8 protein-coding genes and 1 other RNA gene are annotated in these 14,819 nt (G+C 60.8%); 7 read left to right on the top strand and 2 right to left on the bottom strand.

Annotated features, from left to right (window positions below):
• Positions 1–60: 60 nt before the first annotated feature.
• Both xdhB and xdhA read right to left on the bottom strand, forming a co-directional pair.
• Entirely contained in the window at positions 61–2,460 is a 2,400-nt protein-coding gene (gene xdhB, locus FPT15_RS05395; protein ID WP_145159096.1) for a xanthine dehydrogenase molybdopterin binding subunit, read from the bottom strand.
• Positions 2,453–3,901 carry a xanthine dehydrogenase small subunit gene (xdhA, locus tag FPT15_RS05390; RefSeq protein WP_145159094.1) on the bottom strand — a complete coding sequence of 483 codons (1,449 nt, stop codon included), beginning with the start codon at positions 3,899–3,901 and terminating at the stop codon, positions 2,453–2,455. The genes xdhB and xdhA overlap by 8 nt, the downstream gene beginning before the upstream one ends.
• A gap of 280 nt (positions 3,902–4,181) precedes the next feature.
• Here xdhA and FPT15_RS05385 point away from each other — a divergent pair, with 280 nt between their 5' ends.
• The 7 genes from FPT15_RS05385 (at position 4,182) to FPT15_RS05355 (ending at position 14,669) form a co-directional block, all read left to right on the top strand.
• Positions 4,182–4,841 (top strand): GntR family transcriptional regulator, encoded by a 660-nt coding sequence (locus FPT15_RS05385; protein WP_145159092.1) that lies wholly within the window; start codon positions 4,182–4,184, stop codon positions 4,839–4,841.
• Positions 4,842–4,843: 2 nt separating this feature from the next.
• The gene (gene smc, locus FPT15_RS05380) at positions 4,844–8,332 is read left to right on the top strand and encodes a chromosome segregation protein SMC (RefSeq protein ID WP_145159090.1); all 3,489 of its coding nucleotides are present in this window, start codon (positions 4,844–4,846) and stop codon (positions 8,330–8,332) included.
• A gap of 285 nt (positions 8,333–8,617) precedes the next feature.
• Entirely contained in the window at positions 8,618–9,481 is an 864-nt protein-coding gene (gene zipA / locus FPT15_RS05375) for a cell division protein ZipA (protein WP_034119293.1), read from the top strand.
• 87 nt (positions 9,482–9,568) lie between these two features.
• Entirely contained in the window at positions 9,569–11,935 is a 2,367-nt protein-coding gene (ligA, locus tag FPT15_RS05370) for an NAD-dependent DNA ligase LigA (RefSeq protein ID WP_145159088.1), read from the top strand.
• Positions 11,936–12,074: 139 nt separating this feature from the next.
• Positions 12,075–13,238 carry a putative zinc-binding metallopeptidase gene (locus FPT15_RS05365; protein ID WP_145159086.1) on the top strand — a complete coding sequence of 388 codons (1,164 nt, stop codon included), beginning with the start codon at positions 12,075–12,077 and terminating at the stop codon, positions 13,236–13,238.
• A 115-nt stretch (positions 13,239–13,353) separates the two neighbouring features.
• Positions 13,354–13,450: signal recognition particle sRNA small type (ffs, locus tag FPT15_RS05360), an RNA gene on the top strand.
• Between the two features lie 217 nt (positions 13,451–13,667).
• Positions 13,668–14,669: an N-acetylmuramidase family protein gene (locus FPT15_RS05355; protein WP_145159084.1), complete on the top strand. Its 1,002-nt coding sequence runs from the start codon at positions 13,668–13,670 to the stop codon at positions 14,667–14,669.
• Positions 14,670–14,819 lie beyond the last annotated feature (150 nt).

Raw genomic sequence — 14,819 nt, 5'->3', positions numbered from 1 at the left:
TGATGTGTGAACACCATCAAATGTGGGAGCTGGCTTGCCTGCGATGGCAGCGCCTCGGTCTTAGAGCGAAGCCATCTCGGTTTCAGCCTCAACAGCCTTTGCCGCCTGCAACTGCCGCATCTGCTCACACCCCCACAACACCCGCTCGGGTGTGGCCGGTGCATCAATCTTGGGCTGATGGCGATACTCACCCACACTCGCCACGGCATCCTTGATCGCGCACCACGAGGCGATCCCGAGCATGAACGGCGGCTCACCCACGGCCTTGGAATGGAACACCGTGTCCTCCGGGTTCTTGCGGTTTTCCACCAGCTTCACGCGTAAATCCAGGGGCATGTCAGCCACGGCCGGGATCTTGTAGCTGGCCGGGCCGTTGGTCATCAGCTTGCCTTTGTTGTTCCACACCAGCTCTTCCATGGTCAGCCAGCCCATGCCCTGGATAAAGCCGCCTTCCACCTGGCCGATGTCGATGGCCGGGTTCAGCGAGGCGCCCACGTCGTGCAGGATGTCGGTGCGCAACATCTTGTATTCGCCGGTGAGGGTGTCGACGATCACTTCGCAGCAGGCCGCGCCGAACGCGAAGTAATAGAACGGCCGGCCCCGCGCCTGGCTGCGGTCGTAGAAGATTTTCGGGGTTTTATAGAAGCCAGTGCTCGACAGCGAGACCTGGGCGAAATACGCCTGCTGGATCAGGCTTTCAAAGGTCAGGATCTGGTCGCGTACCCGCACGTGACCATTGTGAAACTCCACATCCGCTTCACTCACGTCGTACTTGCGTGCGGCAAACTCCACCAGGCGCTGCTTGATGGTTTCGGCGGCGTTCTGCGCAGCCTTGCCGTTCAGGTCGGCACCGCTGGACGCGGCGGTGGGCGAGGTGTTGGGCACTTTGTCGGTGTTGGTGGCGGTGATCTGCACGCGGTCGATGTCGACCTGGAACACTTCGGCCACCACTTGTGCGACCTTGGTGTTCAAGCCCTGGCCCATCTCGGTGCCGCCGTGGTTCAAATGGATGCTGCCGTCGGTGTAGATGTGGATCAGCGCACCGGCCTGGTTCAGGAAGCTGGCGGTAAACGAAATACCGAACTTCACCGGCGTCAGCGCCAGGCCTTTTTTCAGGATCGGGCTGTGGGCGTTGTACAGGCGGATCGCTTCGCGGCGCTCGGCGTATTGGCTGCTGGCTTCAAGCTCGGCGGTCATCTCTTCGAGCATGTTGTGCTCGACGGTTTGGTAGTAGTGGGTGACGTTGCGCTCGGTCTTGCCGTAGTAATTGGCCTTGCGCACCGCCAATGGGTCCAGACCCAGGTGCCGAGCGATGGCGTCCATCACTTCCTCGATGGCGACCATGCCTTGTGGCCCGCCGAAGCCGCGATACGCGGTGTTGGAGGCCGTGTTGGTCTTGCAACGATGGCCATTGACCGTAGCGTCGCCCAGGTAATACGAATTGTCGGCGTGGAACATCGCGCGGTCGACAATCGAGTTCGATAAGTCCGGCGAGCAGCCGCAGTTACCCGCCAGTTCGAGGTTGATCCCGTGCAGGCGACCCGTGTCGTCAAAGCCCACGTCGTATTCGATATAGAACGGGTGACGCTTGCCGGTCATCAGCATGTCTTCGACGCGCGGCAAGCGCATTTTGGTCGGTTGGCCGGTGAGACGTGCCACCACCGCGCACAGGCAGGCGGGGCTGGCGGCCTGGGTTTCCTTGCCGCCGAAACCGCCGCCCATGCGGCGCATGTCGACGACGATTTTGTTCATCGACACGTCGAGCACTTCGGCCACCAACTTCTGCACTTCGGTGGGGTTTTGCGTGGAGCAATAGACGATCATGCCGCCGTCTTCGGTGGGCATCACCGACGAGATCTGGGTTTCCAGGTAGAAGTGTTCCTGGCCGCCGATGTGCAGCGTGCCCTGGATACGGTTTTTCGCCGTGGCCAGTGCACCTGCCGAGTCGCCGCGCTGGTGAGTGTGGCTGTCGAGCACGAAATGCTTGTTGCGAAAGGCCTCGACCACGTCCAGCACCGGCTCCAGGTCTTCGTATTCGATCACCGCCGCCATGGCCGCTTTGCGTGCGGTTTCCAGGTCGCGCGCGGCCACGGCCAGCACCACCTGGCCGACAAACTGCACCGTGTCGATGGCCAGCAACGGGTCGCCGGGCATCAGCGGGCCGATGTCTTTCAGGCCCGGCACGTCTTCGTGGGTGATCGCGATGCGCACGCCGTCAAAGGCGTAGCAGGGCGCGGTGTCGATGCTGAGGATGCGGGCGTGGGCGCGGTCGGACATGCGCGCATACAGGTGCAGTTGGTTGGGAAATTCCAGGCGGTCATCGATGTACTGCGCCTCGCCGGACACATGCTTGGCGGCGCTGTCATGCTTGACGCTGCGGCCGACCCCGGAGGTCAGGTCTTGGGCGAACAACTCGGCGAGTTCGGCCTGGGTTTTAACGACGGCGTGATGGTTAGACATAAGCGGTCACCCGAGTCTCGATGTGCGGCGTTTGCAGTTCGATGAAGTATTTGCGCAGCAGGTTCTGCGCGCTGAGCAGACGGTATTCCTTACTGGCGCGAAAGTCCGACAGCGGGGTGAAATCCTCGGCCAGGGCGGCGCAGGCTTTTTCCACCGTGGCGGCGTTCCAGGTGGCGCCCACCAGCACGGCTTCGCAGCTTTTCGCGCGTTTGGGCGTGGCGGCCATGCCCCCGAAGGCGACGCGTGCCTGGTTGATCACGCCGTTCTCGATCTTCAGGTTGAAAGCGGCGCACACCGCGGAAATATCATCGTCCAGGCGCTTGGACACCTTGTAGGCACGGAACAGTGTGTGGCCCTTGGGCACGATGATTTTCTCGATGAACTCGCTGTCCTGACGCGCGGTGACACGGTAGTCGATGAAGTAGTCTTCCAGCGCCAGGGTGCGGCGCACGTTGCCTTTACACAGCACGATCTGTGCACCCAGGGCGATCAGCAGCGGCGGCGAATCACCAATCGGCGAAGCGTTGCCGATGTTGCCGCCCAAGGTGCCCTGGTTGCGGATTTGCAGGGAGGCGAAGCGGTGCAGCAAGTCGCCGAAGTCCGGGTATTCGTGGTGCAGCGCGGTGTAGCAGTCGGAGAGGGCGGTGGCGGCGCCGATTTCCAGGCGGTCGTCGAAGCGCTCGATGCGCTTCATTTCTTCGATATTGCCGACGTAGATCATCACCGGCAGCGTGCGATGAAACTGCGTGACTTCCAGCGCCAGGTCGGTGCCGCCGGCCAGCAGCCGGGCTTGCGGGTAGGCGTCGTAGAGGTCGGCCAGGTCGGCGACGGTCAGCGGCACCAGGCAGCGTTTGTCGCCACTGTTGAGTTCGCCGGTCTGCGTTGGCGCAATGGCTTTGAGGCGCGCGATGGTCTCGGCCTGGCGGCTGTCAAACTGGTCGACGGGTTTGTTGCAGCAGGCCTGTTCGGCGGCGGCCAGGATCGGGCGGTAGCCGGTGCAACGGCACAGGTTGCCGGCCAGCGCTTCGTGGGCTTTTTGGCTGTCGGGGGCGTCGCTGTTCTTTTGCAGGGCAAACAACGACATCACAAAGCCCGGCGTGCAAAAGCCGCATTGCGAGCCGTGGCACTCGACCATGGCTTTTTGCACGCTGTGCAGTTGGCCCTGGTGCTTGAGGTCTTCAACGCTGATCAGCTGTTTGCCGTGCAGCGACGACACAAAGGTCAGGCATGAGTTGAGGCTGCGATAACGAATCTGCTCCGCGCCTTGTTCGTCGCGGTGCAACTCGCCGACCACGACGGTGCACGCCCCGCAATCGCCGCTGGCGCAGCCTTCCTTGGTACCGGGTTTGCCAACGTGCTCACGCAAATAGTTGAGCACGGTCAGGTTGGGGTCCAGGGCGTGCTCACTACGGAGTTCCTGGTTGAGTAAAAACTGGATCACGGAAGGCCTCGCAGACTCATTATTGTTGTTAACCGCTTTGCGCCGAATCTAGTCATGTCTGACTTTTCGGTCAATGATTTTCTGACCAGGAGGTCAAGAAATTGCGGTCACAACACTTTCAATTATGGTCCAGTCTTCTGGAACCGTTGTTTTTGGCGGCTTGTGGGTTTTCATCGCTGCTTATTTCATGCCAAATTCGCCACCGTGGGCGTAGCGCCATCAGCGGGCCAATGCGCTACACTGCCGCGCTTGTACTGATAGAAGATTCTGAAGGGAAAACATGACGTTCAAGGCGCCGGACAGTCTCGCCGAGCAAATTGCTCACCACCTCGCCGAACGTATCATTCGCGGCGATCTCAAGCCTGGGGAGCGGATCCAGGAACAGAAAGTTACGCTGGCGCTCAATGTCAGCCGTGGTTCCGTGCGTGAAGCCTTATTGATCCTCGAGCGCCGCCACCTGATCGCGATCCTGCCGCGCCGTGGCGCCCACGTCACCGAGCTCACCGCGCACAAGGTGCAGAGCCTGTGCACGCTGATGGGCGAGTTGTACATCCTGCTCGGCAACGCGGTGGCCGAGGGCTGGAAGGTGCAGGCCGACATGACGCCGTTCCTGCAGATCCAGCAGCGTCTGGTGAACAGTTTTGAGCGTCAGGACATCCGCGCCTTCGTCGAAGAAAGCTTCAACGTGATGCGCGCCGCGTACCCTTTTGCCAACAACCCGTATTTGCAGGAAACCGTCGAGAACCTGCAGCCGGCGATGAACCGCGCCTATTACCTGGCGCTGGATCAGCGCAAGGCGTCCATGAGCGAGTACCTGGCGCTGTTCGAGCAACTGCTCGCCGCCGTGCTGGCGCGTGACCTGGCGCAGATTCGCCTGGTGCTGTCCGCCTACGGCCAGCGCAGTTGTTCATTGGTCATCGCTGCGTTGGCGGACGCCTAAACGTGCGGCTCAAGTGCATCAAACTGGCGGGGTTCAAATCCTTCGTCGACCCGACCACGGTGAACTTCCCCAGTAACATGGCGGCGGTGGTGGGGCCCAATGGCTGCGGCAAGTCGAACATCATCGACGCCGTTCGCTGGGTGATGGGCGAGAGTTCGGCAAAAAACCTGCGCGGCGAGTCGATGACCGACGTCATCTTCAATGGCTCCACCAGCCGTAAACCGGTGAGCCAGGCCAGCATCGAGCTGGTGTTCGACAACTCCGACGGCACCCTGATCGGCGAATACGCGGCGTACGCGGAAATTTCCATTCGCCGCAAAGTGACGCGCGACAGCCAGAACAGCTACTTCCTCAACGGCACCAAGTGCCGGCGCCGGGACATCACCGACATCTTCCTCGGCACCGGCTTGGGCCCGCGCAGCTACTCGATCATCGAGCAGGGCATGATCTCCAAGCTGATCGAAGCCAAGCCCGAAGACCTGCGTAATTTCATTGAAGAAGCAGCCGGCATCTCCAAGTACAAGGAGCGCCGCCGCGAGACCGAAAACCGTATCCGCCGCACCCACGAAAACCTCGCCCGCCTGACCGACCTGCGCGAAGAGTTGGAGCGCCAGTTGGAGCGCCTGCACCGCCAGGCCCAGGCGGCCGAGAAGTATCAGGAATACAAGGGCGAAGAACGCCAGCTCAAGGCGCAACTCTCGGCCCTGCGCTGGCAGGCGCTGAACGATCAGGTCGGCCAGCGCGAAGCGATCATCGGCACCCAGGAAATCAGCTTTGAAGCGCTGGTGGCCGAACAGCGCAATGCCGACGCCAGCATCGAGCGCCTGCGTGACGGTCACCATGACCTGTCCGAGCGCTTCAATCTGGTGCAGGGCCGCTTCTATTCGGTGGGTGGCGACATCGCCCGGGTCGAGCAGAGCATTCAGCATGGCCAGCAGCGTCTGCGCCAACTGCAAGATGATTTGAAGGAAGCCGAGCGCGCGCGCCTGGAGACCGAATCGCACCTGGGCCATGACCGCACCTTGCTGCTGACCCTCGGCGAAGAGCTGGACATGCTCACCCCCGAGCAGGAAATCACCAGCGCCGCCGCCGAAGAAGCCGCCGCCGCCCTGGAAGAAGCCGAAACCACCATGCACGGCTGGCAGGAGCAGTGGGACGCTTTCAACCTGCAATCCGCCGAGCCGCGCCGCCAGGCTGAGGTGCAGCAGTCGCGCATCCAGCAGCTGGAAACCAGCATGGAGCGTCTGGCCGAGCGCCAACGGCGTCTGCAGGAAGAGCGCGTGTTGCTCGCCGCCGACCCGGAAGACGCGGCGATCATGGAACTGAGCGAGCAACTGGCCGAAAGCGAGATGACGCTGGAAGAGCTGGAAGCCAGCGAAGAACAACAAGTGGAGCGCCTGGAGCAATTGCGTCAGCAACTGCAACAGGCGACCCAGTCGCAGCAGCAGGCCCAGGGCGATTTGCAGCGGCTGAACGGCCGATTGGCGTCGCTGGAGGCCTTGCAGCAAGCCGCGCTGGACCCCGGCACCGGCACTGCCGAGTGGCTGCGCGACCAGCATTTGGCCGAGCGCCCGCGCCTGGCTGAAGGGTTAACAGTTGAAGCGGGTTGGGAGCTGGCGGTAGAGACCGTGCTCGGCGCCGACCTGCAGGCGGTGCTGGTCGACGATTTTGGTGGCTTCGACCTGGCTGGCTTTACTCAGGGCGATCTGCGTTTGCTCAGCCCGGCGGCCGATGGCACGCGCGTGCCGGGCAGTCTGCTGGACAAGGTCGAGGCGGCGATTGACCTGTCGCCCTGGCTGGGGCAGGTCAAACCGGTGGATTCCCTGGAGCAAGCCCTGGCGCAGCGCGGCCAACTGGGCGCGGGCGAAAGCCTGATCAGCCGCGATGGTTATTGGGTGGGTCGCCACTTCCTGCGTGTGCGCCGTGCCAGCGAAGCGGAAAGCGGCGTATTGGCCCGTGGCCAGGAAATCGTCAACCTGAGCGCCGAGCGCGAAGAACGCGAAGCCACTCTCGAGCGCCTGGAAACCGAACTGCAAACCCTGCGCGCCACCCAGCGCCAGCAAGAGACTGGCCGCGAACACCTGCGCCGCCTGTTGCAGGACGAAGCGCGCCAGCAAGGTGAACTCAAGGCCCAACTGTCGGCGAGCAAGGCCAAGGTCGAGCAGCTGACCCTGCGCCGCACCCGTCTTGACGAAGAAGTGGCGGAGATGGGCGAGCAACGCGCCCTTGAGCACGAACAAATCGGTGAGGCGCGCCTGCAACTGCAGGAAGCCCTCGACAGCATGGCGCTGGACACCGAGCAGCGCGAACTGCTGCTGGCCCAGCGCGACAGCCTGCGCGAACGCCTTGACCGCGTGCGTCAGGAAGCGCGCCAGCACAAGGATCACGCTCACCAATTGGCGGTGCGCCTCGGTTCGTTGCAGGCTCAGCACGCGTCCACGCGTCAGGCCCTTGAGCGCCTGGAGATGCAATCCGAACGCCTCACCGAAAAGCGCGAGCAACTGAGCCTCAACCTGGAGGAGGGCGAAGCGCCGCTGGAAGAGTTGCGGCTCAAGCTCGAAGAATTGCTCGACAAGCGCATGACCGTCGACGAAGAACTCAAGACTGCGCAAATCGCTCTGGAAGACGCCGACCGCGAACTGCGCGATGCGGAAAAACGCCGGACCCAGGCCGAGCAGCAATCGCAGTTGATTCGCGGCCAGCTCGAACAGCAGCGCATGGAATGGCAGGCCCTGACGGTTCGCCGCAAGACCCTGCAGGACCAGTTGCTGGAAGACGGCTACGACCTGCACGGCGTGCTTAATACGTTGACCGCCCAGGCCAACGAGAAAGATGCCGAAGAAGAACTTGAACGAATTGCTGCGCGTATTCAGCGACTCGGCGCGATCAACCTCGCAGCCATCGACGAGTATCAGCAGCAGTCCGAGCGCAAACGTTATCTGGATGCCCAGGACGCCGATCTGGTGGAAGCCCTGGACACTTTGGAAAATGTGATCCGCAAGATCGACAAGGAAACCCGTAATCGCTTCAAAGATACCTTTGATCAGATTAATGGCGGTTTACAGGCGTTATTCCCGAAAGTTTTCGGTGGTGGCAGCGCTTACTTGGAACTGACGGGCGAAGATCTACTCGATACAGGGGTGACGATCATGGCGCGGCCTCCGGGCAAGAAGAACAGCACCATCCATTTGTTGTCCGGTGGCGAAAAGGCACTGACGGCATTGGCGCTGGTATTTGCGATCTTCAAGTTGAACCCGGCGCCGTTTTGCATGCTCGACGAAGTTGACGCCCCGCTGGATGACGCTAACGTTGGACGCTACGCTCGGTTGGTTAAAGAGATGTCCCAGACCGTGCAGTTCATCTATATCACCCACAACAAGATCGCCATGGAAATGGCCGATCAATTGATGGGGGTAACGATGCACGAACCCGGTTGTTCGCGTTTGGTGGCGGTGGATGTCGAAGAAGCGATGGCGCTGGTGGATGCCTAGCGGCGAGTTGCTGGTTACACGTGTTTGAGGCTTAGAGCTTGCAGCTTGAAGCTCACAGTTGGCGGCTGGCGCAAGCGATCTTTCATGTGGCCCAATCATGGCAAATCGACACATTTCGCGCCAACTGTGTAAAGTTATCGAAGGTCGTGCTAGTTTATTGTCAATTCCTCGTATGCGTGGGCAAAACGTCAGTCAGAACATAGAGTTGGCGCCACGTTTTAAAGCGGTTTGGATGTTGCTAAACCCCTTATTTTTCAGCATTTTTTATTAGAGGCACGGGATTACATGGAAATCGGTCTGCGCGAGTGGCTGATCGTCATCGGCATTATTGTCATTGCCGGTATTCTTTTTGATGGCTGGCGCCGCATGCGCGGTGGCAAGGGCAAGCTCAAGTTCCGTCTGGACCGCAACCTGTCCAACTTGCCTGACGATGATGGCAGCGCCGAACTGCTGGGGCCGCCTCGCGTGCTGGATACCCATAAAGAGCCGCAACTGGACGAACACGACTTGCCGTCGATGAGCGCGCCGGTACGTGAAGCCCGTGAACCCTCTTCCAAGCGTGGCAAACGCGGCAGCGCCGCTGTTGCCGAGCCGCATCAGGGCGACCTGAACCTTGACGTCGATGATGGCCCGAGCTTCAGCAGCCGCGATGACGATTTCCCCGACGAGACCCCGACCAAAAGCGCGCCACGCCAGTCGGTCAATGACCAGCCGGCCGCTGAAGAAGTCTTGGTGATCAGCGTGATCTGCCGCGACGCCGCCGGTTTCAAAGGCCCGGCGCTGTTGCAGAATATCCTGGAAAGCGGCTTGCGGTTTGGCGAGATGGATATTTTCCACCGTCACGAAAGCATGGCCGGTAACGGCGAAGTGCTGTTCTCCATGGCCAACGCGGTCAAGCCGGGCACCTTCGATCTGGACGACATCGACCTGTTCAGCACCCCGGCGGTGAGCTTCTTCCTCGGCCTGCCAGGCCCGCGTCACCCCAAACAAGCGTTCGACGTGATGGTGGCCGCGGCCCGCAAGCTGTCTCAGGAACTCAACGGCGAGCTCAAGGACGACCAACGCAGCGTCCTGACCGCCCAGACCATCGAACACTACCGTCAGCGCATCGTCGAGTTCGAGCGTCGCGCCCTGACACAGAAACGCTGAGGATTGGTCTTCAGCGTTGTCAGTAGAATAAGCGCACTAACATATTGAGCAGCTTCGGCTGCTCTTTTGCTTTCTGAGAGAACACCCATGACCGCCGCCCATACCCGCATCCTCCAATTGCGCGCTGAACTGGATCAGCACAATTACCGTTACCACGTGCTCGACGAGCCGAGCATTCCGGACGCCGAGTACGACCGGCTGTTCCACGAGCTCAAAGCCCTGGAAGCCGAGCATCCGGATTTGGTCACGCGTGATTCACCGACGCAGCGGGTCGGCAGTGCGGCGTTGTCGGCGTTCACTCAGGTGAAGCACGAAATACCGATGCTCAGCCTCGGCAACGCCTTTGACGAAACCACCATGCTCGAATTTGATCGCCGGGTCACCGAAGGGCTCGACCTGCCGGTGGGCGATCTGTTTGGCGGCGGCGCGGCGGTGGAATACAGCTGTGAGCCCAAACTGGATGGCCTGGCGGTCAGCCTGCTGTATCAAGACGGTGAACTGGTACGCGGCGCCACCCGTGGCGATGGCACGACGGGCGAAGACATCAGCGTCAACGTGCGCACTGTGCGCAATATCCCGCTGAAGCTGCACGGCAGCGGCTGGCCAGCGACCCTGGAAGTGCGCGGCGAAGTGTTCATGTCCAAGGCCGGTTTCGAGCGCCTGAACGCCTCGCAGCTGGAAGTCGGCGGCAAGACCTTTGCCAACCCGCGCAACGCGGCGGCTGGCAGCCTGCGCCAGTTGGACTCGAAGATTACCGCCAGCCGCCCGCTGGAGTTCTGCTGCTATGGCATCGGCCAGGTCACCGCAGACATCAGCGACACCCACATCGGCAACTTGAAGCAGTTGCAGAAGTGGGGCATGCCGATCAGCCACGAACTTAAGTTGGCCAAGGGTATCCAGGAATGCCTGGACTACTACCGCGATATCGGCGAGCGGCGTAACAGCCTGGGTTATGAAATCGACGGCGTGGTGTTCAAGGTCAACAGCATTGCTGCCCAACGTGAACTGGGTTTTCGCGCGCGTGAACCGCGCTGGGCCATCGCGCATAAATTCCCAGCCATGGAAGAGCTGACTGAATTGCTCGACGTCGAATTTCAGGTCGGTCGTACCGGCGCCGTCACCCCCGTTGCGCGCCTCAAGCCGGTCAAGGTCGCGGGTGTGACCGTGTCCAACGCCACTTTGCACAACATGGATGAAGTCGCGCGCCTGGGCCTGATGATCGGCGATACGGTGATCATCCGCCGTGCCGGTGACGTGATCCCGCAAGTCGTCTCGGTGGTCACCGAACGCCGCCCGGAAAACGCCCGCGCGGTGCAGGTCCCCGAAAGCTGCCCGGTGTGTGGCTCCCACGTGGAGCGCACGCAACTGGTCAAGCGCAGCAAGGGCAAGGAAACCGTCAGCAAAGGCGCGGTGTACCGCTGCGTCGGGCGCCTGGCCTGTGGCGCGCAGCTCAAGCAGGCGATTATCCATTTTGTCTCGCGCCGTGCCATGGACATCGACGGCCTAGGCGACAAGACCATCGAGCAGTTGGTGGACGAAAAACTCATCGGTTCGCCGGCCGACCTTTACAAGCTCAAGTACGAGCAGATCATCGACCTGGAAGGCTTTGCCGATATTTCCAGCAAGAAGCTGATCACCGCCATCGAAAACAGCAAGACCCCAACCCTGGCGCGCTTTATCTACGCCTTGGGCATCCCGGATGTGGGCGAGGAGACCGCCAAGGTGCTGGCGCGCTCCCTGGCGTCTCTGGAGCGTGTGCAGAAGGCCTTGCCGGAAGTGCTGACGTACCTGCCCGACGTGGGCCTGGAAGTGGCGCACGAGATTCACAGCTTCTTTGAAGACAGCCATAACCAGGAGGTGATTGGCGCGCTGTTGTCGCCGGAGCAATGCGGCCTGCAACTGCAGGATCAGGGCGACCTGAGTGCCGAGTTCGCCGCCAGTACTACATTCGGTGGCTTTCTGGACAAACTACATATTCCTTCGGTTGGACCGGGCGCTGCGCAAAAGTTGGCCGACAAATTCGAGTCTCTTGAAAAGTTGATCGAGGCTCCCTGGTTCGATATCCGCCAAGTACTGCCCGAGAAACAAACCAAGACCGTTCGGGAGTTTTTCGATATCCAGGAAAACGCCAAACACGCCCTGGCCATCGAGCAGCAGCTCAAGGACTTCGGCATGCACTGGCAGAGCGAGAAGAAGGTCGTTGAAGGCTTGCCCGAAGCAGGGCACACCTGGGTGCTCACCGGTTCACTGGAGCTGATGAGCCGCGATGTGGCCAAGGACAAGCTTGAAAGCCTCGGCGCCAAGGTCGCCGGCTCCGTCTCGGCGAAAACCCACTGCGTGGTGGCCGGGCCGGGCGCCGGCTCGAAATTGGCCAAGGCCAGCGAACTGGGCTTGAAGGTGTTGGACGAAGAAGCGTTCGTGGCATTCCTGGCCAAGCACAACATCACGGTCTGATGGCGCGTGCGGGGAGTGAGCTGCTGCTTATTGTGGCGAGCGGGCTTGCCCCGCGTCGGCCTGCGCAGCAGCCCCCTCACCAGTGGAACGATCTCTCACGGGAAATGATCTAGTCTTGGTCACCCAGAGAGAGATCGCCATGTTCCGCTACTTCGAGCAACTCAGTTCACGCATCGCAGCACCGTTCACGGCGGGCGCATCTCGTAACAGCAAGGTGTGGCAGTGCCGCTGTGGCCAATCGCTGTTCTTTCGCAACAGCCAGTGCCTCGCTTGCCAGGCGCTGCTCGGTTATCAGCCGCAGCAAAGCCGCGTATCGTCCTTACAGCCGGGCCCGGTTGTCGGGACCTGGCTGCAGGACGACAACCTTGACGCCGGCGCCTTCCGTCGCTGTGCCAACCTCGACACTCCCGCCGCCTGCAACTGGCTGATCCCGGCGCACAGTACGGCGCCGCTGTGCGTGGCGTGCAGTCTGAACCGCACCATTCCCGACCTGTCGATCGCGGAAAACGCCGAGCGCTGGCGCAAGGTCGAAACTGCCAAGCACCGTTTGGTGGCGCAACTGATCAGCCTCGGCCTGAACGTGGTGCCCAAGAGCGTCGATGAAGACAACGGCCTGGCCTTCGACTTCGTCGGCGTCGACCTGGAAGGCAATGCTCCGATGACGGGCCACGCCAACGGTCTGATTACCCTCGACATCAAGGAAGCCGACGACGCCCACCGTGAGAAAGTTCGCGTACAAATGCGCGAGCCTTACCGCACGCTGCTTGGCCACTTTCGCCATGAGGTCGGCCATTACTACTGGGACCGCCTGATCGCCGATACCAACTGGCTCGAACCTTTTCGCGCCTTGTTCGGCGACGAACGCGCCAGCTACGCCGATGCACTCGACCATCATTACCAGAACGGCCCGCGCCCCGACTGGCAGCAGACTTGCGTCAGCGCCTACGCCACCATGCACCCTTGGGAAGACTGGGCCGAAACCTGGGCCCACTACCTGCACATGATGGACGCCGTCGACACCGCCCTGGGCTTTGGCATGAGTGCCCGCGAGATGGACCTGGATTACCAGCCATTTCCCCTCAGCACCCTTTACGACCCCGAACACCCAGGCGGTACGGCGTTCCTGTCGTTCGTCAACGCCTGGATTGAACTGGCCGGCATGCTCAATGAACTGTCGCGCAGCATGGGCCAGCCGGATTTTTATCCCTTTGTGCTGCCGCCGGCGGTGATCGCCAAGCTGCACTTTATTCACCTGGTCATCCAGGAAGAGGGCGGCAGGGCAGATGAAGCCGTGATTCTGTAGGGGCACAAGTGCTTGAGCCCCTTGAATTTTTAATCCTGAACCAACGGTTGTAACTTCCGATGAGATCGGTACAATGGCGCGGCTTGCCGAGAGGCGAGCGTCGTTATGGTGACCCCATCGGTCCCCCCGCAACGATTACCCGTGAACCTGGTCAGAGCCGGAAGGCAGCAGCCACAGCGGGAACATTGTGTGCCGGGGTGTGGCTGGTGGGGTTGCCTCCATAACGCTCTCCCGCAACCCCCTCTGTTTCAAATCAAAAAACGTTTCTTCAGTCATCTGCCCATTTGTAGTGCGCAGCCATGACGGCTTTTTGCTGGACAACCTTCGACCGTCTGCTAGCGTCAATCATGGGTTTTTTTCAAAAAATGACCGTGGTGCTGGAGTAGTAAAGAAGTGATGGCACTCCTTCAATCAGAAAGGATGATTGCCATGCACAGCCTCCAAGGTATACCCAGCCGTATCAGCGGTTCCGTCGGCACCGCCGGCAAGGCCCGCAATGACTCTGATGATGTTCGATCCATTCAGAATCTATTCAACCTGATCACCGCCAAACCCGCTTCGCCTTTGCTGGTGGATGGCAAGTGCGGCCCGCTGCTGGTCCAGCGTATCAAGGACTATCAATCCAATCGTCTCAAGGTCGCCACACCCGACGGCGTGATTGACCCGGCAGGCCGAACGTTCAGCGCCCTGCTCGAAGATGCACGCAAGGCAACTCCCGTGACCCCGGCCAACGACTCGGCCGGTGCCGCTGTCGCCCCAACCCCGCCACGCCCTCCGGCGCCTGCTCCGGCCCAACCAGACACACTGCATTGGGTTACAAAAGCCACCTGTGATGGACGTGTGACGCTGACCGATGCTGACTTTCAAAGCGCCGCGACAGCACTGGGCAGCGGTATCTCGGTGAACATCATCAAGGCGTTCGCCACTGTGGAATCTGGTGGGCGATCCGGCTTCGGCCCCGCCCAGATGCCGGTGATCGCGTATGAAGGTCACATCTTTCGCAAATACACCCAGCAGAAGTACGACAAGGCCTATCCCCTGCTGTCATACCCCTACCGGGAAAAAGCCGGCCCGCAATGGAAAGCCAACAACAAAACCCAGGCGGTGGCGTGGCAGACCCTGGCCGATGCGTTCAAGTTAAACCAGGAAGCGGCGTTGATGTCGGCGTCGTACGGCATGTTTCAGATCATGGGCTTCAACTTCGCCGCCTGCGGTTACAAGAGCGTCTTCGATTTCGTCAGCGCGATGAAACTCAACGCCGGCCAGCAACTGATGGCGTTCGTCGGCTTTTGCCGCAAGAACCCGGCCTTGTTCAAGGCCATGAAGAACAAGGACTTCGCGGGCATGGCTGCCCAATACAACGGGGCGGATTATGGCGATTACGACAAGCGAATCCAGAAGGCCTTTGAGGCGCTGGAGAAGAAAAAGTAGCCGTGCATGACGGTTGTTTCACAACGTGCAAAGCGCCCACTGGACAACCCAAAACCATCTTGTTAGTTTCCGCCAGCCACTTGTTTCGAGGTGTAACAAGAGCGCTGCATTGATATTGAAGTGCCAGCACTTCTTTAACTTACAAGGATG

The organism is Pseudomonas sp. RGB (genome assembly GCF_007713445.1).
In the GTDB taxonomy this organism is placed as follows: domain Bacteria; phylum Pseudomonadota; class Gammaproteobacteria; order Pseudomonadales; family Pseudomonadaceae; genus Aquipseudomonas.
This window is presented reverse-complemented; position numbering and strand designations above follow the sequence as displayed.